Below are 20,777 nucleotides of genomic sequence, written 5' to 3'. Positions count from 1 at the left end.
AAGCTGGAAATTAATTTAATACAATTTTTGTCGTGTACTTAGAAAGATTACAAAACGTTCAATCTTTAACTGCTTTCTAAAATTGAACCTCCAACCATCGATTATGGAAGGAAGTTGTATCTCGATTGATCTTGCATTAAGAATCTTTGCATCCAAAAGCGCTTGATCGGTACTTCTGCGAATTTTTGTTTTTACTGAATCAAAAGACATTGTAAATGTAAGTAAAATTATACATATTGTATAATAAAAAATCTTGTTTTTCCTAAAAAAGCGTCACAGCTAGGAGACAATTTTTGGAATTAAATTGTTTTTTGACACAAAGCTCTTGAGAACTTTTGATTTTCACTTACGGAAAAACCGTATGTTTTTTGAGTAAACTGTATTTTCTGAATTCTTGAATTGGAACATTATCAAATTGCTTCGGTCAAAACCAATATAAAATACACAGTCGTAAAAGTGATAAACATTGATCTCTAAAAACGTTGAAATTCAATTCTAAAGGCGAAAAAATATCGTATTTTTTTACAAATTTTTAACAACTCTTTGCGTTTGCATACCAAATAAGGTTACCTTTGGCGCATAATCTCATATTTTTTTACAATGCGTACAGGTACAGTAAAGTTTTTTAACGAATCAAAAGGTTACGGATTCATTACCGATGAAGAAACAGGACAAGACATTTTTGTTCATGCAACAGGAATTTCAACTGATGGTCTTCAACAAGGTGATCGTGTATCTTACGAGGAAGAAGAAGGACGAAAAGGAAAAGTTGCAGCACAAGTAACTGCAGTTGACTAAACATAAAGTTTACGATTTTTAAAAACGCCTTCGGGCGTTTTTTTATTTTAGCTCAGATTTTAACTGTATGTCATTCCCTAAAAACGCTGCTAATAAACTTCGAAAGCGACAAGACGAAAACGCCTTTCGAACTCTTTCCCATACGCGTTTGCCGATTGATTTCTCCTCAAACGATTACCTCGGCTTTGCCAACAACCAACAACTTTTTACACGCAGTCTCGAGTTTCTTCAAAAAAATAAACTCGAGTTTTCGGGCAGTGGTGGCTCGCGCTTAATTTCGGGCAATCACCAATTGTATCAGTTGGCCGAAAAAGCTTGCTGTGCGTTTTTCGAAGCCGAAACGGCACTTATTTTTAATTCCGGATTCGACGCCAACGCCGGTCTTGTTTCAAGCTTGCCCGGGCGCAACGATCTTATTTTTTACGACGAATTGGTACATGCTTCGATTCGCGACGGCATCCAGCAATCGCTTGCAAAAGCATACAAATTCGAACACAATAACATCGATCAGCTCGAGCTGCTGCTTCAAAAACATCAGGCCGAATCTGTTTTCGTTATTACCGAAACCGTTTTCTCTATGGATGGCGATGTGCCCGATTTACAAAAATTGGTTTCTGTTTGCCAACAATACCAAGCCTTTTTAATTCTCGACGAAGCACATGCCGTTGGCGTCATGAAGTCGGGCAAAGGACTTGCTTGTCCGTCGGAACTAGCCGGACCCGTTTTTGCTCGAATTGTAACTTTCGGAAAAGCTTTTGGCTGCAACGGCGCTGCGGTTTTAGGCAGCGAGCAATTGCGCGATTTTCTCATTAATTTTGCGCGAAGTTTTATTTACACCACCGCACTTCCTCCGATTAATGTAGCGGCTATTGCAGCGTCGATTCAACTTTTTGAGGAAAATAGTAAGCCAATTCAAGAGTTGCAAAACCGAATTCGTTGTTTTCGAACTGCCATACAATTTCACGGAATCGAGTCGCAATTCGGCGAAAGCCAATCGGCCATACAAACCATGAACATTTCTGGCAATACTGCGGTTAAACACGCAGCTGCAACGGTACAGGAAGCCGGCTTTGACGTGAAAGCTATCTTGTCGCCTACCGTTCCCGCCGGACAAGAGCGTTTGCGGATTTGTTTACATGCGTTTAACAGCGAAAGCGAAATTCAGCAACTGGTTTCCCTACTTAAAGACATCAGTTTTATCTAAAAGAAATAGTAATTAACGCGACAATTCAGGATAGGCGACTTAAATTTGCGGCTTAATTAAACGCAGATGGAAATTTTTGTAACCGGAATCGGAACCGACGTTGGAAAAACCGTGGCCGCCGCCGCAATTACTGAAGCTTTGCAAGCCGATTACTGGAAACCGATACAATCAGGTGATTTTGACTTTGGCGATGCCGATCGAGTGAAATCGTACATTTCAAATTCAAAAACCGTTTTTCACGACAACGCTTATAAATTTCACACACCGGCGAGCCCGCATTTCGCAGCCGAGCAAGAAAATAGAACAATCGATATCACTCAAATTAAGCGTCCGAAAACCAAGAATAGTCTTGTCATCGAAGGCGCCGGTGGGATTTTAGTTCCTTTAAACGAGCAACATTTGGTGGTCGATTTAATTGCACCAACCGATTTAGTCGTTGTAGTTTCCCGACATTATTTAGGAAGTATCAATCACACCTTATTAACCGTTGAAAGTTTGCGTGCACGCGGAAAACGCATAGCCGGACTTGTTTTTAATGGTTCGAATCCAGCGTCGGAGTCGATTATTTTAGCAATGACGAATCTACCTGTTATCGGTCGGTTGGAAGAAGAACCGTATATCGACAGTCGAGTTATTTCCGCTTACGCAGAAGAATGGAGTGCGCAATTAAAGACCTTGGCATGAAAAGTTTAGCCGAAAGAGATGCGCAGTTGCTTTGGCATCCGTACACCCAACATCAAACAGCCGATCCGGCGATCGGAATTACGCACGGAAAAGGTTCGTATTTGTTTGACGAAAACGGGAAACGCTACATCGATGCTATTTCCAGTTGGTGGACTTGTCCGTTTGGGCACCGAAATAAAAAAGTAACAAAAGCCATCAGCAAACAGCTCCAAACCTTAGAGCACGTGCTTTTTGGCGGTTTTACACATCAGCCAGCCGTTGAATTAGCCGAAGTACTTACAGAGATTTTACCAGATAACCAGCGTAAGTTTTTCTTTTCGGATAATGGCTCCACGGCGGTGGAAATTGCTTTAAAGGCTGCTTTGCAATTTTATTTTAATAAAGTAGAAATCCGACCTACCATCATCGCCTTCGAAGATGCGTACCACGGCGATACTTTTGGTGCTATGGGCGCGAGCAGCATTTCGATTTTCTCGGAAGCATTTCAAAGTATGTTGATCGATGTGGTGCGAATTCCAGTTCCTGTAAAAGGGCAGGAGGAAGCCAGCGAAAAAGCTTTGAAAGAAATTATTGCGAACAAGAAGGCGGCCGCATTTATCTTCGAACCCTTGGTGCAAGGCGCAGCTGGTATGGTAATGTACGAGCCGGAGATTTTAACACGATTGATCGCGATTTGCAAAAATGCCGGTGTTTTTACGATTGCTGATGAGGTAATGACTGGTTTTTGTAAGACAGGAACGCTCTTTGCTAGTTCGCAATTGGGTGTAGCGCCCGATATGATTTGTTTGTCTAAAGCACTCACATCGGGAACGATTCCGCTGGCAGTTACATCATTTACAGACGAGATCTATAACGGATTTTTGAGTCCTGATAAAAGCAAGGCGCTGTTTCACGGACACACATTTACGGCGAATCCAACGGGTTGTGCCGCAGCTTTAGCGAGTATCAAGCAATTACGTAAGAAGAGTACGTTTAAAAAAGTACAGAAAATCAATGGCTTGCATTTGGCTTTCGCCGAAAGTTTACAACATTCCAAGAAAGTGCGGAACGTTCGAGTCAAAGGAGTGATTATCGCTATTGAATTGGCGGTTCCTCCGCAGGATTATTACTCGGATTTACGGAATCGGCTGTATCGCTTTTTTATTGAAAACGGCGTTTTACTGCGCCCAGTTGGGGGAACAATTTATATTTTACCGCCGTTTAACATTAAGCAAAAAGACTTGGAATACGTGTATTTGATGGTTGAACGAGCTTTAGATAAATTTGTAGATTGATGGAAAAAAAACCTTTTTTTGTCAATCATTTTTCTGCGATTTCGCCGTTGGGAATGGACGTTGATTCGCTATCCGATGCCTGGTTTGATGCGAACACAAGCTTGAAATTAGATACGGACTTGGGTGTGTTTTCCGGAAAACTAGATTCGGCTTGTAGTGAAGTGATTTCAGAAATAATAAAGTCGGAAAAGCGCTATAAACATTTAGATCGTTCGGCTTTGTTGGCAATTGCTGCCAGCCGACAATTGAGGTCTTTTGTAGATGTCAGAGACATTCCAGATACGGGAATTAATATCGCGTCGTCGCGAGGTGCAACTACTGTTTTTGAAGAGTCGTACAAACATTTTTTAAAAACGGGAGAGAGCAGTGCACAAACCTCGCCTTCAACCACTTTAGGGAATATTTCTTCTTGGGTCGCACAAGATTTAGGTTTTCCCGGAATTAATTTTTCACATTCGGTTACCTGTTCCAGTGGTTTACATGCGCTATTAAACGGTATGGCTTGGATTGGTTCTGGAATGAGCAAACAGTTTTTAGTGGGTGCTGCCGAAGCCCCATTAACAGCCTTTACTGTGGCACAAATGCAGGGTATGAATGTGTATTCGAATGAAGATTCAATTTTTCCGTGTCGCGCCATGGACATCTCAAAGCAAAGAAACACGATGGTTTTAGGCGAAGGCGCTGTTTCTTGTTTATTGAGTTCCGAAAAAACTTCGAATGATGCAGTTTGTGTGTCTGGCTATGGTTTTGCAGCCGAGCGATTGGAGAGTCCGACTTCATTAAGTAAATCGGGTTTTTGTTTGGTAGAGTCTATGGAAATGGCATTATGCGGTATCGAAAAGGAAAATATCGATGTCGTAATTACCCACGCGCCTGGAACCTTGCGTGGCGATGCGTCGGAATTGGCCGCTTTAGAAGCAGTTTTTGGAGAAAACAAGCCTTTTTTGGCAAACACAAAATGGAAAATAGGGCATACGTTTGGCGCCAGCGGTTTATTTAATTTGGTATTGGGCATGGAAATGCTTCGCAGGCAACAAGTGCCGTATCAACCCTTCTTAAATCAAGAGCTGCCCACGCAAGTACGTTCGGTATTACTGAATGCGGTTGGTTTTGGTGGAAATGCAGTAAGCGTGGTTTTATCTCGTGCTTAATTTCCTTTTTCTAGTTTGGTAACAAATTCGTAAACCAGATCGCTTTCATATCCGCGCCGCAATAGGTAGTCGCAACATTTTTTTCGTTTTTTGAGGACGTTTTTTTCAGTAGTCTGTTCAAATATCTTTGTGGCGGTTTTCTCGAAATTTTCCCTGTATTCTTGTTCTATTTCAGCTAGCGCCAGATTTATGACGGTGTGTGAAATGCCACGTTGTTTTAGTTCGGCGGAGATTTTATTTTTCCCCCAAGATTTTATTCGGCTTTTTCCCCGGGCAAAGGTTCGCGCAAAGCGTTCTTCGTTGAGGTAATTATCGGCGATGAGTTTTACAAGTATTTCATCTTGAACTTCGGCTGTGGCACCGAGTTCTCGGAGTTTTATTTTCACTTCAAAATGACAACGCTCCTGGTACGCGCAATACCGAGTAATTTTTTGCCATATTTCGCTCGTGATCGGATTCATTTCATGATGAATTTTTAGAGTAATGTCCTCATTTTATGGATTTTCCAACCGCGCATTTCGTCGGACTTTTAACCCTCTTTATCGATTAAATCGATTTCGCAATAATCAATTTAAAATCTGACGAATTTACTTCCTAATTTAAATTCCCTTTTTTTCTAGACAGCCTAAAAACAAAGCGAAAATAAATGATTTTGTATATAAATGCCCGTTGATTTATGATTTTGAAAAAATACGCCCCGATTTTTTTTATACTATTTTTCAGTTCTGTTTTTGGACAGAATATTGTTTGGAATTTTAATACTGCTGCTCCGAGTACCAACACTACCAGTAATTTAACGGTTGGAAATGTAACGCAGGGTAACGTAAACGGTGCAGTAACAATGTTATCCAATACTTCTGTTTCTTCGGGATATGCCGACGCATCAGGAGGAAACAATGCAGGAATAGCAGTACAAAACGGCGCTTTGAATACAGCAACTTCTAGTTATTTCGAGTTTGTTCTAACACCAGCTGCAGGCTTCACAGTTTCCTTGAATTCAATTTCATTTGGAATGCGTAGTACGGGTACAGGACCAGTTAACTTTGTAGTTCGATCAAGTAGTGACTCGTACGCAAGTAATCTAGCAAGCGGAACCGATTCGGCAAATTCAGCTTGGACATTGAAGTCGCCAACAACAACAACAGTAACGTCAGGTAATGGAACAGCAATAACCTTCAGAATTTACGGTTTTGGAGGAACGGGTGCAGAGGCAAATACCGCTCAGTGGAGAATCGACGACCTGCAACTAACAGTAACTGTAAATCAGGTTTTTGCACTTAATGGAAATATCGATGAAGCGGTTTGGGGGACGGCATTGGCAACATCTGCCGGAGGGCCAACACCTAGTTTTGGTGCATCTCACTCGATTAATGCGGTGTATTCCTATGGAGACGCAACGTATCTCTATTTCGCTATTGCCGGAAATGTACAAAGCGGAAATAGAATTTTATTGTTTATCGATTCGGCCACAGGTGGTTTCAACAATGGTTCATTCAACAGAACTAATGCGCCTTCAGGTGTAAATAATTGGAATTCAGGTACAACATTTGATGCGGGATTTAATGCCGACTATTGTGCGGTCATTGGTACGAACGGTTCGGGAACGTATTTTCTCGACTTGTTTACTTTGACCTCCGGAACAGGAAGTAACACCTTTATTGGTTCGGCAGGATCAGAATTTGGGATTAATGTAGACAACACTAGTCTAACCCGTGGATTTGAATTTCGAATACCGAAAACAGCACTAAATTATACAGCAAACCAAGAATTACAACTTTTTGCTGCTTACACCAGCGACGGTGGATTTTTATCGAATCAGTTTTTAACCCGCGCGAATTCTGGTGATGGAAGTTATGGATCAGGTTCCGTAGCTTTTGGTTCGGCAGCACCAAATCCGATCACGGTGCCTTACGTTTCACGTCAGACAGGTAACTGGGCCGACGCGGCTACTTGGCGATTGGGAACGGGTAATCCAACCAATGTGGGTATTTCCATCTTGAATAGTCATAACGTAACTGTAGCCGCTGCAGCTGGAAACATTAACGCATTGAACGTCAACACGGGAGGTACATTAACGATTGGTGGAACAAATACGCTTTCCTTCAACAACACCCAAACATTTACCAACGCTGGAACCACAACCTTTTCGGGCAGCGGTTTTATTACCATGGGTACCAACTCAACGCTGGCAAACAGCGGAACTTTAACAATGGGATCTGGTTCCCTCACGTTTGGAAACGCAGGTATTCTAAATCAAACAGGAACTTTCACGGCAGGCACTTCAACGGTAACTTTTAATGGTCAAGGTACCATTTCTGGAACTGTAGTAGCAAACAATATTACTGCCAACGGTCAGTTAACACTGAGCAACGCCGTTACTGTAAATGGCACATTACGTTTAAACTTAAATAGTTTTGTGGACGGTGCAAATTCTCCTACTTACGGAAGTGCATCGACTTTATTGTACAATCATGGCGGTGCATTTGCCATAAATCGCGGCAATGAATGGACGAGTGCAACCTCAGGCGCAGGTTTTCCAAATAATGTAACCTTATCAAACAACACCACTTTCAATATGAATTTGGGTACGAGTGCGTCTATAGGAGGCATCCTAACCGTTGATTCAGGAAGTATATTTAATTCCTTAGCAGGAACTTTAAATATTGCAGGAAGCGTTTTAAACAACGGTACTTTAAATACGGGAGCTGGCGGAGTTGTTTCTACCGGCACTGTTACCAACAACGGAAGCTTGGTGTTAAACGGAGATTTTACAACAGCTGCGAACTGGATTCAAGGAGCGTCGGCTACGCAAACCAATAATAGTCGTGCCGTGTTTTTCACAGGAACTGGGACATCTTTAATCACAAAGACAGGTGGTGGTACGGTTACCTTTGATTATTTGGTTTTGAATAAAACCGCAGGCAGTGTTCAACAAAGTACAGGAACCAATGTAATAGTGGGAGGTACAACTGGCGATGTACTGCAGTTAATTAATGCAAATACATACGATATTAATGGAAATTCCTTGACGATAAATGGTACGGGAACGGCCATAGGAATTTCAACAAACGCAACCGGACGTACAATTACTTCAACAGCAGCAAACGGCCAGTTGTTGATTAGCAACAGCAACAAAGCTGTAACGGGTACAGGCACTCTGATATTAGGTGCAAATGTTACCACTGTTCTAGCAACAGGTTTCGATTTTGGAGCTTCAAAAACGACAATAAACGGAAACCTACAATTAAATCCGGGTGGTTTTGTTAATAATACAAATGCTCCTATCTATACAAATACTTCTACTCTTATTTATAACAACAACTACAACGTGTTTGATGAATGGAGAGCAACGGGAACGACAGCTGGTTTGGGCGTACCTCAGAATGTAGTTATTAATTCGGGTTTTACCGTAAATATGCCAAATGCCGATAGAGGTTTAGCAGGTAACCTAACCGCTACGGCGGCGAATGCGGTTTTATCCATGAATGCAACTTCTGGGAATTTATTCGTTGGTGGGAATTTGAATTTTAATTCGGGAAACAGTTTTGTTGGAAACGGCCGTTCTGTAATTTTCCAAGGTTCTGCCAATCAAAATATCAACGTGGCCGCTGCGCCGGTACTTACGATTCCATCATTTACGATACAAAATGCTATTGCTGTAACCAGTAATGCTTCTCTAAATGTTTCTGCACCGACGGCAGGCGCTGCCATAACAATAACAAACGCAGGCGGAACTTTTACCTGGGGAGCCAATACATTAACTATTGGTACTTCTGGTGTTGCAAGTACGCTTGCCGGCGCGGGTTCTCTGGTTGGAAATGCCGCTGCAACACTTGTTTTACAAGGTTCAGGAAGTATTGGAACTTTGCGGTTTACAGAAACAACCCAGTTAGGGACTTTAACCATAAATAGAACGGCAGGAGCTGTTGCCGCTGTTTTGGGTAGCGCTTTGACGGTTAACACCGCTATGAATTTAACTGCTGGAATTCTTGATTTAAATACGAGCACGCTCACGTTAGGTGCAGCTGTAACTGCTGTTACCGGTGCTTCTTCTAATAACTTTATGATTACAGATGTATCAATAGGAGGAGCACTTCGCAAGAATTTCACTAACGGAACAGCCGTTTCGCGAAGTTTTACCTTTCCAATCGGAACTACTACAACACAATACACACCAGCATCATTTTCTTGTACAACCGGCGATTTTGCAACGGCAAATCTTACCATGTCGGTTGATAATGTTATCGATCCCAACAATGAATCAGATAGTTATATTACCCGTTACTGGCAAACTTCGGCTACTGGAATTACCAACGCTACCTTCGATTTTTCGGGAACTTATCTAGCTGGGGATGTTGTAGGTACACACACAAACATGTATTCGGGTAGATATATTGGCAGTACCGGCAATTGGATTATTGGCAATTTAGTTTGTAACCCAACTTGTACCAATACAGTATCGTTTACCGGATTAACCACTGCTGCGGGCGCGCTTTCAGGGACTACAAATACGTACACAGCAGGCGATATTTTCAGACGTGCGGAAATCAATGTATTGAATGCTTCTAATACATCAATAGCAACGGGGGCTACTTTTGCTTTCGGTTCTCAAAGTGCCGGAAACGCAGTGGACCAGACTTTTACCATCCAAAATTTAGGTTTGCAAACACTAAATCTATCGGCTGCAACGGTTACGGGAGCTGGTTTTAGCTTGTTCCTAAATTACAGCAGTACAGTTACCGGAGGCAGTTCAACGACCTTTACCATTCGATTGCTTGGAGATACTGTTGGATCTGTAAGTGGCTCTATAAGTATACCTAATAACGATATAACAGGCAGTGAAAATCCGTTTGTAATTAATTTTTCAGGAACCATAACTTGCTACCGAGCTACCAGTGAGAGTGCGGCAAAAGGTTCTTATGCTGCAGATGAAGTTTTAATTGATGGAAGAAGTTGGTTTTTGTCTGAAGCACTTATCGGAGATCAAACCAACGATTACAAAATTGGTACTAAATCGATTCGATTCCGCGCAGACGTAAATAGCGTTGCTGAAATGCTGGAAGATCAGTTGCTTGGAATTAATGCAGTTAGTTTTAATTACAGAAGATTTGGGACCGATGCCATTACGGCTACTTTTGTTGTTGAGTACAGCAAAGATTCGGGAAATTCTTGGATACAGTTAGGTGCGGCAATAACACCAACCGGTACTGTTCAAACGTTTAACCAAAGTTTACAACAGTCGGGTCCCGTACGTTTGCGCATCAAGTATAATTCGGGAACAACCAATCCCAACCATCAATTCAATATTGATGATCTAGAAATTTGCCCATTTAATCTTCCGGCAGAAATTGAGGTGTTTGGTAACCAAGCGAGTATTCAAGACGAATCAACTACTACAAGCTTACAAAATAATACAAAATTTAGTAATAGCTATTTTACGAGCGATGGTGTTATAACCAAAACATTTATCATTACAAACACGGGTACAGGAACATTAAGTTTGTCGCAACCTACTTTAACGGGAGCAAGTGAGTTTAGCATTTCAGCTTCACTCCCAGTAACCTCTTTAAACGCGGGACAAAGCACTAGCTTCTCCATCGCATTTTCAAGTACCACCGCAGGAGCAAAAATTGCTACAGTTTCAATTGTAAACAACGATAGCAATGAGAATCCGTTTAATTTCGATATTTCTGCTGATGCAAATAATTACAAACGGTGCGCGTTAACAGCCGTAACCACTATTGCACAGCAAACCTTTGAGACCTCACCGGCAAGTCCGGTTGTAAATTACACAGGCTCTGGTGGAACATTTGCTGTAACTGGTGGCACTGCATATGGCGATAACCGCATTACCACTACAAACAAATTCATTGGTGCTCAGAGCTATCAAGTAACTGGAGCCACGGCGGCCACAAACGTTTTGAGTTTTGATAATGTGGTCACAACGAATTATAAGAACATTAGCCTAACGTTTAATCTAGGTTTTTACGGAATAAGCAGCACACAAGGACTAGAAACGAGTGATGAGGTTCGGGTAGCTATAAGTACTGATGGAGGTACTACCTATGTTGACCAGATTTTAATTAGAGGAAACAACAATGCCTTGTTAGACATTAATACCTCGACAGTGGCAACTGGAACGAAAATTTATACTTTGGTTGGCAACCTAACTACTTTTGGGGCTCGTTCAAATTCAGTAAATGGATTGCCGCGAACGTATTCAATAACAAATATTGATGCGCCAACGAATCAAGTTCGCGTTCGATTTACAATCAAGACCAATACAAATAGTGGAAATGAAGTGATCGCTATTGATAATGTTGTAATTCAAGGACAACAAGAAAGTACGAAAACATGGATTGCAGGCGCCTGGGATACATCTGCGCCGAGCGATACAGATAAGATTATTATTGATGATGATTTTAATACGGGCGTTAGTGGAAGCTTGCAGGGCTGTGAATGTCAGATTAGTTCAGGACGAACGCTTACAATAGCTTCTAATACATATGCAGAAATTCAGAGTAATATTGTCAATAACGGGAACGCGATAATAATAGAAGATAGTGGTTCACTTATTCAGTACAATGATAACGCCGTTAATGTGGGCAATATTGAGATGACGAGAATTACATCTCCATATGAAGAATATGACTATGTGTACTGGTCGAGCCCAGTTACTTCAACTACATTTCAAGTGCCTTTTGATGGATGGCGATCAGACTATACTTTCGCATTCAATACAGCAGCATATGAAGATGTAAATGGGGATAGTTACGACGACAATGGCAATGCGTGGGTTAATGTTGCGTTTACCAGCCAAATGACTCCTGGGGTTGGATATGCTATTATGGCTCCAACCGATCTGGGAACCTATCCAACAACGGACGCAGTTGTTTTTTCAGGAAGTCCGAATAATGGACAAATTAGCTATACGCTGATGGAAAGTAATAATGTCGCGGATCTTTCGGATGATTACAATTTAGTCGGTAATCCCTACCCAAGTGCAATTTCAGCGGATTCCTTTATCAATGATAATTTAGCGAATTTCGAAGGCACCATTTATCTGTGGACGCATGTTGGAGATATTCAACCTAGTACAACCAATCCTGGTCCAGGTGGTTATAATTTTTCTTCGGATGATTATGCTATGTATAATTTAACAGGCGGAATAGGTGTTGGTACGGGTTCAGTTTCAGGTAGTACTACACCAAACGGATTCATTGCTGCAGGACAAGCCTTTTTTATTGAAGGTTCGAATGCTGGATCAATTGTTTTTCGAAATTCAATGCGTGGATTGGGATACAACAACCAGCAATTTTTTAGACCTGCCGAGTTGCCGCCAATGCCTTTAGGCGATTCCAATCAGGGAAAAATTTGGTTGAAACTGCATAATTCAGATGGTATGAGCTCACAACAATTAGTGGCTTTTTTACCTGGTGCCACAGACGATTTCGATAAAGGTTACGACGGGAAGTTTAATCCTGCAGGAGCGGCCTTGAATTTTTACTCTAGGATTAATTCAGAGTTCTATAGAATACAAGCTCTTGGAAACTTTACCGGCGATCATGTTGTTCCTTTAGGCTTTACCTCGGGAGTTTCAGGTCAAACGTACATTTCAATCGATCAATTTGAAGGTGTGTTTGTCGATGTTTCTATACCCATTTTACTATACGACGCTCTCTTAGATATACATCACGACTTACGTCTAGCACCGTACGGATTCATTGCAGAAATAGGAGCACAGAACAATAGATTTTATCTGAAATTTAATCAAGCTCCTCTGAGCATTTCTACTCCAGAACCTCACCAAGCTCAAGTCGATGTAGTTGCCACCAACAACCATTTACTTATAAAATCTGTACAAGATGTTATAAAAAACGTACAACTTTTTGACTTAAACGGACGGTTGTTATACGATATATACGATGTTGCTTCTGCTGAAGCTCAAATTGAAACTGCAAAATTTCAAACCAAGATTCTATTAGTAAAGATTGAATTAGAGTCTGGAATTGTTTCGACGCGAAAAGTAATAAAGCAGTAAGGTGTTTTTGTAACGGTTGAAACAATTAGATATCGGCTGCTTTGTAGTGTTTTTTTAAATTCTATTTTATTGACTTTCAATAAGTTAATTAACTAGTGAGCGAGGTTAACGGAGCTGTTTTTAAATAGTTTTCCCTTCTCGAATCAATTTTCTATGCGTATCCGTTAATGCACGCAAGTTTTTGTAATCAATCCATTTCTGACCTTGAACTTTGCGCATTAACGTATCGTAAAATCGCATGATGGTTACGTTGTACAAGGCTTTTGCCAAATGGTTTATTCCACGCGGAAATGCTCGCAAACTCATTGAAAAACCCGCCGTTTCGTATTTCATGTAATGCCAGTAACCTTCCGGCATATACAGCATTTCTCCGTGATTGAGTTCGCAAATATATCCCTCAGCATGCCTTAGCGCGGGGAATTTCTCAAAATCAGGATTATCAAAATCAATGTCTTCGCGCGAGATCAACGCATGCGGAACTTTATACAAGTATTTACTTTCAGACGGTGGGAAAATGATACATTTCTTTTTTCCATGAAAATGGAAGTGTAAAATATTGGCATAATCGATATCAAAATGCATAAAAACTTTTGCGCCAGCTCCACCAAAAAACAGCATTGGAAGTTGCTTCACTAAACGCAATCCGATATTTGGCCACTTAAAATCGTTTTGAAGTACCGGAACTTCTCTCATTAAGTTGTAAAGAAATATCCGGTAGTTAGTTGGTTTGGATTCCAGAAGCTGAATGTATTCCGACATTAACATGGTTGTGTGAGCTTCGTTGAAACCCTCCTCGTGAGACACCGGACGGTCGTCGTATAACGGGACCGTTTTAGAACCTGCCACGGAATTGATGTAGTTTAAACGCCACTTCTTGTATGCCGGCCAATCCTCTGTAAGTTTGGTCAAAACAACAGGTTTTTGGGCTTTGACGTAATTTTCGTAAAAGTCTCGCTTCGAAAGCGTCTCAAATCTTGGAATTTCTTTAAGTAAAATTCCGCGCGTAGTAACAGTCATCAATATAGTAACATACAAATCAGAACGACAAAAATAAAATCATCCTAATTTGTTCGAAGCAATTTTAACAAAAACTAAACGCTTACGCCTCCGATTTTCGTTTTGAAGCGGCTTCAATATTGCGCTCTATTTTATGCTCTGGTCGAGTCCATTTGGGTTTTTCTCCTAATGCAACGTATTCAGAGTCAGAAGCCTCAACTGTTTTAGGCTGACTTTTCTTTGCAAAAGGTTTCATCGGAATCAAACCTAATGCGTCGAACATTTTCATATCCTCGTTCACATCCGGATTTGGCGTTGTAAGTAACTTGTCGCCTGCAAAAATCGAGTTAGCTCCAGCGAAGAAACACAAAGCCTGACCTTCGCGCGACATTTCTGTTCGACCTGCCGACAAACGTACCTGTGTTAGTGGCATTACAATTCGTGTCGTAGCAACCATTCGAATCATTTCCCAAATTTCAACTGTCTTCTGATCTTCCAAAGGCGTTCCTTCCACAGCAACTAGTGCATTAATTGGTACCGATTCCGGTTGCGGATTTAAGCGCGCCAAAGCCAGTAACATTCCGGCTCGGTCGTCGACACTTTCTCCCATACCAATAATACCACCGCTACATACGGTTACATTGGTTTTGCGAACATTGTCGATTGTTGCCAAACGATCCTTAAAATCGCGTGTGGAAATAATTTCTTTATAGTATTCTTCCGAAGAATCTAAATTGTGATTGTATGCATATAAACCAGCTTCGGCTAATCGCAAGGCCTGATTTTCAGTAATCATACCCAAGGTGCAACAAACTTCCATGTCGAGCTTGTTGATGGTACGTACCATTTCCAAAACCTGATCGAACTCTGGTCCGTCTTTAACATTACGCCAAGCTGCGCCCATACAAACACGCGAAGAACCCGATGCTTTGGCGCGTAATGCCTGTGCTTTTACTTGGTTAACCGACATTAAATCGTTACCTTCGATATCGGTATGGTATCGTGCGGCCTGCGGACAATACCCACAATCTTCAGGACATCCGCCCGTTTTGATCGATAACAAGGTACTAACCTGAACTTTGTTGGGATCGTGAAATTCACGGTGAATGGTTGCCGCTTCGTACAGCAAATCCATCATCGGTTTGTTGTAAATCTCTAAAATCTCCTCTTTAGTCCAATCGTGTCTTAACTGCATAGCTCGGTAATATTAGCGTTCAAAAATACACAATACTTTTTACTAGAACGCAACTCCTTCGACGCTTAACAGCGCTGCGAAACGCGATTTTTAAACCAAATTGCTGTAAATGAAGCTCGGAGATACTATCGACTGCACCTATTTTAACGTGAATTCCAATAAATCGTTTGGTTTTCAATGTATAACGGATTCGTAATGAGTTGATTCCCTGCTTACATGTTTAGTTTGGTGATTAACCAAATAGTAGCGTTTCCAATTTTATAAGATTCACTTTTTTTGAAATAGTACAAATAAAAAAGCCGCAAACAAACGCTGCGGCTATTAAACTAAAGTAAGATGAATTAATCGACAATGTTGATGTTTTCTACTTTTCCTTTCCAATATTGCATCAAACAAAACGATACAATAAGTGAGGTTGCTACCGACTCAAACAACAAGCCCGTACAATAATTGTAAATGCTTGCTTTACCTCCGCCGAATAGAAATGCATCGGAAAGCGACTCTAAATAAACTTCGCCGCCTTTGAAATAGATGTAAGTTAATAACGCGCTCACACTTAAAATGGCTCCTACCATCGAAGTGGTAATTGCCGCCAGTAAATTGGTATTGTACCCGCGAACACCCGAAACTATATTTTCACGAAGGGTTTTGTTAACGCCGTAAATAACAATGAAGAGGTTTAAAACCCGCAGATAAAATTCTCGCGACAAGCCCAAAGCTTCCATCAACAAGAAGTAAATTCCTATTCCTAGGAAAATCAGAACACCATTTCCAATCACTCTTTTCGTATTCATATGCAACGATTTTTAGATTAGACGTTATTTTCCATCTAAAGGTAATTAAAATAAATCTTCCAAAAGATTGATTTTCTTTGTTTTAAGAGAATTTTAATTTTAAAGAAACGAAGATTTTGTTTTTAGGCGCTTTTGCGGAAGAATTAAAGTTGTTGTAAATGCTCCGATTTGCACCTTTTTAGTGGATGCCTTTTTCATTGAAAACCGCGAACGAATCGTCGGCGTCTTGTTCGAGCGCTTTTTTAAGTTGTTCTAAAGATTCAAATTTCGCTTCGGCACGGAGGTATCCTAAGCAATAGGTGGTAATGGTTTTGCCGTATAAGTCGCCCTCAAAATCGAAATAGTAGATTTCGATGGTTCGGGTTTGACCGCCCACAGTGGGGTTGGTACCTATCGACATCATTCCTTTCACCATTTGGCCATCGATTTCAGAAATGACAGCATAAATTCCTAAGCCGGGAACTAATTTGTGGAAGTCGGTTATTTCGATATTAGCTGTTGGATAGCCAATGGTACGACCCAGTTTTTTTCCGTGCACTACCGTTCCGGTAAAGTCGTACGGGCGCCCCAATAATTTCTCGGCTAGTGCAACCTGTCCGGAAAGCAGCGCTGTTCGAATTTCGGTTGAACTAATCGTAAGCGCATCGACGGTTTGTTGCGATAATTGCTCGACCTCGAAGCCGTATTGTGCGCCAAATCGCTGTAAATCGGAATAATCGGCCTGACGTTTAGCACCAAAACGATGGTCGTAACCCACGAGCATTTTCGAAACCTGCAGTTTATCAACAAGAAGTTGTTTCACATACGTTTCGGCATCGAGTTCAGAAAAAGCGGCGTCAAACGGCTGAACAATGAGGTAATCGATTCCCAAATCGGCAATAGCGGCTTGTTTTTCTTCGATAGTTTGCAGCAAATACATGGGTTCGTTGGGTTTTAGAACCATGCGCGGATGTGGATGAAACGTGAGAACAGCCGAAGCCAAACCCTGCGCTTCTGCCTCGGAAGCAATTTGCGATAAAATGGCCTGATGCCCGAGATGTACACCGTCGAAAGTGCCCACAGTTAGCAACAACGGTCGGGTACTCTGAAATTCAGCAATCGAAAAAAATGTTTGCACAGCTCTAAAATTACCGCAAAAGTAAAAGTTTAGAATTACATGAGCGACTTAAATATTTGTGAATGTCTGAATTGACTGATTTTGTGGATGATGTAAGCAAAAAGGCAGCTTTTTTGTTCGTTAATGATTTTATTTTAAGTGGGCGCTGCGCGGATGATGTGTCGTACTAATTGATAAAGCTCTAAAAAAGCGTCTGTTTTTTAACATACGTAATATTGCAATATTACCACGTATAATTATCTGAAAAATAGTTTTTTTAAACTAAAAAAACGAGATTTTAAAAAATAACTTTCCAAGTATTTTAAACAACGTATTTTCGGTAACGATACCCGCGGCCGTGATGGCAGTGGAAATGAAAGCGCAGCGGCTGCGCGTGACGGCGTTTTTTGCACAGCGACCAACGGAAGCTGCGCAAAAAGCTGCCGAAACCCAGGCCGCGCGATTTTATTGCAACGAACAGCGCGAAATGCCGCCCAAAGCATACAAAACGCTATTTTAAAAGCCTTGGCATTTTAAGATAAGTCATCGGGAAAATTTACCTCGCGCGAAACCTGCCGACTTTGTATCTTTAACGCCCATGATTTCGAAAGCAACCATAGATAAAGTTTACGATACCGCGCGCGTCGAGGAAGTAATTGGCGACTACGTGCAATTAAAGCGTGCGGGCAGTAATTTCAAGGGTTTGAGTCCGTTTTCTAACGAACGCTCGCCTTCGTTTATGGTTTCGCCGGTAAAGCAAATTTGGAAAGATTTCTCGTCGGGAAAAGGCGGAAATGTCGTTGCATTTTTGATGGAACACGAGCATTTTACCTATCCGGAAGCCATTCGGTATTTGGCAAAACGCTATAACATTGAGATTGAGGAAACGGTTGAAACCGAGGAAGAAAAAGCCTCGGCCGATGTGCGCGAGAGTTTGTATTTGGTTTCGGAATACGCTAAAAAGTATTTTGAAACGCAATTGCACGAAACCGAACAAGGTAAAGCCATTGGATTAACCTACTTTAAAGAGCGCGGTTTTACGACCGATACCATAAAAAAGTTTGCTTTAGGCTACCACCCCGACGGTTATTCGACCTTTAGTGAAGCTGCGAAGAAAGCAGGTTACAATCCGGATTTTCTGGTGGGAACCGGGCTGAGTATCGCGCGAGATAACGGCGAATTGATTGATCGCTTTCGCGGAAGAGTCATGTTTCCGATTTTAAGTATGTCGGGTCGGACGCTCGGTTTTGGAGGTCGGATTCTGACGAACGACAAAAAAGCGGCCAAATATTTGAATTCGCCAGAAAGCGAAATTTACTATAAGAGCAAGGTTTTATACGGCATTTTTTATGCGAAGCAAGCTATTGCCAAACAAGATTTGTGCTATTTGGTAGAAGGATATACCGACGTGATACAAATGCACCAAGCGGGAATTGAAAATGTGGTTTCGAGCAGCGGAACGGCACTTACTTCGGAACAAATTAGATTGATAAACCGACTCACCAAAAACATTACCGTTTTGTTTGACGGCGACGCAGCCGGATTGCGAGCAGCTTTGCGCGGCATTGATTTAATTTTGGAGGAAGGAATGAATGTGCGCGTTTGTTCGTTTCCCGACGGAGAAGATCCGGATAGCTTTGCAAGAAAGAATTCGAAGGAAGACATTGAAGCGTACTTTGCCGCAAATGCGAAAGATTTTATTCGGTTTAAGGCGTCGTTGCTTATGGCAGAAGCGAAAAACGATCCGATTAAGAAAGCTGATTTGATTCGCGATATTGTTCAGAGTATTTCTAAAATTCCCGACCGAATTCAGCGGGAAATTTATGTGCAGGAATGTGCGCAGATCATGGAAATTTCCGAACAGGTTTTGGTGAGTACACTGGCACAAATGCTGCAAAAAGACTTGAAGGAGAGTTTTAAAAAGCAGCAAAACCAAAATCAGCCGCTCGAAGTAGTAAAAGCCGAAAATACTAGCACATCGGATAAAGTTAGTGAACTTGAGATTTTGGAGAAGAAGATCATAGAATTGTTGCTGCTGTACGGAACAGAGGAAGCTACTTTCGAAGATTACATATTGGAAACGACGGAAAACGGCGAGGTAGTTGAAAAGCAAATTTTCACTCAGGCGAAAGTGTACGAGCGTATATTCTTGAGCTTGCAACAAGATGAGATTCAGTTTAGCTCACCTTTTTTTAACGCTATCTATGATGTTGTTTTAAGCAAATTAGTTTCTAATGAAAATTTGGATCCAAGTACATTGACATCAGAATTAGATAAGGAACAGAGTGAGTTTATTACAAGCATGATCTTCGGAGATGAAAAATACAAACTCTCAATGCGTTGGATTGAAAAAAATGTTTTCGTTCCTACGAAATTGGAGAAAATGCCTAAAGAAGTTGATGATACGATTTTAAGATTGAGGAAATTGCTTGTAAAGCAGGTGATTAATGATTTCTTGATACAGATAAAAGAGAGCAACAATATGGCGACCGAGGAAATGATTACAAATTGTATTCAATACAAGGAGTTGGAAATGTTCATTTCAAAGCAACTAAATCAAATTCACTAAAAGGCACCGGTAATTTTATAAACCTTTATCTAGGTATTAGCATGTTTTTGCAAATCAGAATCAAATTCTAAGATGGTTTTAAAGATATTTTTTAAAGACTAATTTTTGACGTTATTGTATCGGTAAAAGATGAATGCCGTGAAAAATTTTTAATGACAGACTTTCTATCGCGATCCTATCTTATTTTAATTAAAATATAGATTAGAGTACGTTTCTAAACCATCATACAAAGTTCTTTCTGGCTCGATGTTAGAAAGGCTAATGAAGTTTTAAATATTGAAAGGGGAGTTTAAAAAATCTCCAGTTTTTTTGCTTTGCCAACCAAATCAACCAAGTTGGTTACGTCTAGTTTGTTCAGCAAGCGCAATTTATAGGTACTGATGGTTTTTTCGTTCAAACTGAGAAGTTTCGAAATTTCATTGTTCTTTTTTCCTTGGCTGAGGTAGCGCAAAACTTCGACTTCGCGGGTAGACAATTTGCGGTAAATGCGTTCCGATTTGTTTTGCTTGGCTATGAGCGACAGTTTTTGAAGCAGTTTTTCGTTAAATCGGTGTTGACCGCCACGAGCTAAAAGTATGGCCGCGGCAAGGTCGTCTAAACTGCGCGACTTATTTAAAAACGCACTTACTCCTGCTTTAATGGCATTGGGCGTATAAATTTCTTCGGATAAATTGGTGAAAGCAATAAAACGCGTTTCGGGAAATTGCTTCACTAAAAGCTTAATTTCGTTGATACTTTTTAACGCATCGAGTTCTAAGTCGAAAACCAGCACATCGATATTTTTAACCGACAAAAGGGGTTCTACCTGGAGGAAATTGCTGATGTTATCAACGATTTGAATTTGGGGATGTTGCGAAAAATAGGCGTTTAAACCTTGGTGAACTACTGGATGATTATCGGCAATGGCAATTGAAATCGACGTGGCTTCGTTCATGGTTCAAGTGTCGTTTTATGTTTTTAAGAACATTCGCTTTT

The 20,777-nt window shown here is 41.0% G+C and carries 14 protein-coding genes; 8 read left to right on the top strand and 6 right to left on the bottom strand.

Going from position 1 to position 20,777, the window contains the following annotated elements; genetic code table 11:
• The first annotated feature begins 600 nt into the window (after nt 1–600).
• From CHX27_RS06535 to CHX27_RS06515, 5 genes are all read left to right on the top strand, one after another.
• Nucleotides 601–798 (top strand): cold-shock protein, encoded by a 198-nt coding sequence (locus CHX27_RS06535; protein ID WP_094485958.1) that lies wholly within the window; start codon nt 601–603, stop codon nt 796–798.
• 67 nt (nt 799–865) lie between these two features.
• Nucleotides 866–2,002 (top strand): aminotransferase class I/II-fold pyridoxal phosphate-dependent enzyme, encoded by a 1,137-nt coding sequence (locus CHX27_RS06530; RefSeq protein ID WP_094485957.1) that lies wholly within the window; start codon nt 866–868, stop codon nt 2,000–2,002.
• A 66-nt stretch (nt 2,003–2,068) separates the two neighbouring features.
• Nucleotides 2,069–2,686, top strand: coding sequence for a dethiobiotin synthase (bioD, locus tag CHX27_RS06525; RefSeq protein WP_094485956.1), 618 nt, complete (start codon nt 2,069–2,071; stop codon nt 2,684–2,686).
• Nucleotides 2,683–3,960, top strand: coding sequence for an adenosylmethionine--8-amino-7-oxononanoate transaminase (bioA, locus tag CHX27_RS06520; protein WP_094485955.1), 1,278 nt, complete (start codon nt 2,683–2,685; stop codon nt 3,958–3,960). The genes bioD and bioA overlap by 4 nt, the downstream gene beginning before the upstream one ends.
• Nucleotides 3,960–5,111 (top strand): beta-ketoacyl synthase N-terminal-like domain-containing protein, encoded by a 1,152-nt coding sequence (locus CHX27_RS06515; RefSeq protein WP_094485954.1) that lies wholly within the window; start codon nt 3,960–3,962, stop codon nt 5,109–5,111. The genes bioA and CHX27_RS06515 overlap by 1 nt, the downstream gene beginning before the upstream one ends.
• Here the strand turns inward: CHX27_RS06515 and CHX27_RS06510 are convergent.
• Entirely contained in the window at nt 5,108–5,572 is a 465-nt protein-coding gene (locus CHX27_RS06510) for a regulatory protein RecX (RefSeq protein ID WP_094485953.1), read from the bottom strand. The two genes, CHX27_RS06515 and CHX27_RS06510, sit on opposite strands and share 4 nt — an antisense overlap.
• Nucleotides 5,573–5,787: 215 nt before the next feature.
• Here CHX27_RS06510 and CHX27_RS06505 point away from each other — a divergent pair, with 215 nt between their 5' ends.
• The gene (locus tag CHX27_RS06505; protein ID WP_094485952.1) at nt 5,788–13,152 is read left to right on the top strand and encodes a choice-of-anchor D domain-containing protein; all 7,365 of its coding nucleotides are present in this window, start codon (nt 5,788–5,790) and stop codon (nt 13,150–13,152) included.
• A gap of 120 nt (nt 13,153–13,272) precedes the next feature.
• On the opposite strand, the gene CHX27_RS06500 is transcribed toward CHX27_RS06505, so the two are convergent.
• From CHX27_RS06500 to CHX27_RS06485, 4 genes are all read right to left on the bottom strand, one after another.
• The gene (locus CHX27_RS06500) at nt 13,273–14,169 is read right to left on the bottom strand and encodes a cupin-like domain-containing protein (RefSeq protein WP_094485951.1); all 897 of its coding nucleotides are present in this window, start codon (nt 14,167–14,169) and stop codon (nt 13,273–13,275) included.
• An 82-nt stretch (nt 14,170–14,251) separates the two neighbouring features.
• The gene (bioB, locus tag CHX27_RS06495; protein ID WP_094485950.1) at nt 14,252–15,343 is read right to left on the bottom strand and encodes a biotin synthase BioB; all 1,092 of its coding nucleotides are present in this window, start codon (nt 15,341–15,343) and stop codon (nt 14,252–14,254) included.
• Between the two features lie 341 nt (nt 15,344–15,684).
• Nucleotides 15,685–16,137 (bottom strand): hypothetical protein, encoded by a 453-nt coding sequence (locus CHX27_RS06490; RefSeq protein ID WP_094485949.1) that lies wholly within the window; start codon nt 16,135–16,137, stop codon nt 15,685–15,687.
• A 178-nt stretch (nt 16,138–16,315) separates the two neighbouring features.
• Nucleotides 16,316–17,254 (bottom strand): bifunctional riboflavin kinase/FAD synthetase, encoded by a 939-nt coding sequence (locus CHX27_RS06485; RefSeq protein ID WP_094485948.1) that lies wholly within the window; start codon nt 17,252–17,254, stop codon nt 16,316–16,318.
• Nucleotides 17,255–17,591: 337 nt separating this feature from the next.
• Here CHX27_RS06485 and CHX27_RS15525 point away from each other — a divergent pair, with 337 nt between their 5' ends.
• Both CHX27_RS15525 and dnaG read left to right on the top strand, forming a co-directional pair.
• The gene (locus CHX27_RS15525) at nt 17,592–17,753 is read left to right on the top strand and encodes a hypothetical protein (protein WP_165764455.1); all 162 of its coding nucleotides are present in this window, start codon (nt 17,592–17,594) and stop codon (nt 17,751–17,753) included.
• A gap of 78 nt (nt 17,754–17,831) precedes the next feature.
• Nucleotides 17,832–19,802, top strand: coding sequence for a DNA primase (gene dnaG, locus CHX27_RS06480; RefSeq protein ID WP_094485947.1), 1,971 nt, complete (start codon nt 17,832–17,834; stop codon nt 19,800–19,802).
• A 289-nt stretch (nt 19,803–20,091) separates the two neighbouring features.
• On the opposite strand, the gene CHX27_RS06475 is transcribed toward dnaG, so the two are convergent.
• Entirely contained in the window at nt 20,092–20,736 is a 645-nt protein-coding gene (locus CHX27_RS06475; protein WP_094485946.1) for a LuxR C-terminal-related transcriptional regulator, read from the bottom strand.
• Between the last annotated feature and the right edge of the window lie 41 nt (nt 20,737–20,777).

Source organism: Flavobacterium aurantiibacter (assembly GCF_002251775.1).
Taxonomy (GTDB): Bacteria; Bacteroidota; Bacteroidia; order Flavobacteriales; family Flavobacteriaceae; genus Flavobacterium; species Flavobacterium aurantiibacter.
Note: the sequence above shows the minus strand (reverse complement) of the source record. Positions and strands in the feature narration are given on the sequence as shown.

Coding starts and splice junctions, on each gene's coding strand:
- CHX27_RS06535 (WP_094485958.1), top strand. CDS start 601: ATGCGTACAGGTACAGTAAAGTTTTTTAACGAATCAAAAGGTTACGGA.
- CHX27_RS06530 (WP_094485957.1), top strand. CDS start 866: ATGTCATTCCCTAAAAACGCTGCTAATAAACTTCGAAAGCGACAAGAC.
- bioD (WP_094485956.1), top strand. CDS start 2,069: ATGGAAATTTTTGTAACCGGAATCGGAACCGACGTTGGAAAAACCGTG.
- bioA (WP_094485955.1), top strand. CDS start 2,683: ATGAAAAGTTTAGCCGAAAGAGATGCGCAGTTGCTTTGGCATCCGTAC.
- CHX27_RS06515 (WP_094485954.1), top strand. CDS start 3,960: ATGGAAAAAAAACCTTTTTTTGTCAATCATTTTTCTGCGATTTCGCCG.
- CHX27_RS06510 (WP_094485953.1), bottom strand. CDS start 5,572: ATGAATCCGATCACGAGCGAAATATGGCAAAAAATTACTCGGTATTGC.
- CHX27_RS06505 (WP_094485952.1), top strand. CDS start 5,788: ATGATTTTGAAAAAATACGCCCCGATTTTTTTTATACTATTTTTCAGT.
- CHX27_RS06500 (WP_094485951.1), bottom strand. CDS start 14,169: ATGACTGTTACTACGCGCGGAATTTTACTTAAAGAAATTCCAAGATTT.
- bioB (WP_094485950.1), bottom strand. CDS start 15,343: ATGCAGTTAAGACACGATTGGACTAAAGAGGAGATTTTAGAGATTTAC.
- CHX27_RS06490 (WP_094485949.1), bottom strand. CDS start 16,137: ATGAATACGAAAAGAGTGATTGGAAATGGTGTTCTGATTTTCCTAGGA.
- dnaG (WP_094485947.1), top strand. CDS start 17,832: ATGATTTCGAAAGCAACCATAGATAAAGTTTACGATACCGCGCGCGTC.
- CHX27_RS06475 (WP_094485946.1), bottom strand. CDS start 20,736: ATGAACGAAGCCACGTCGATTTCAATTGCCATTGCCGATAATCATCCA.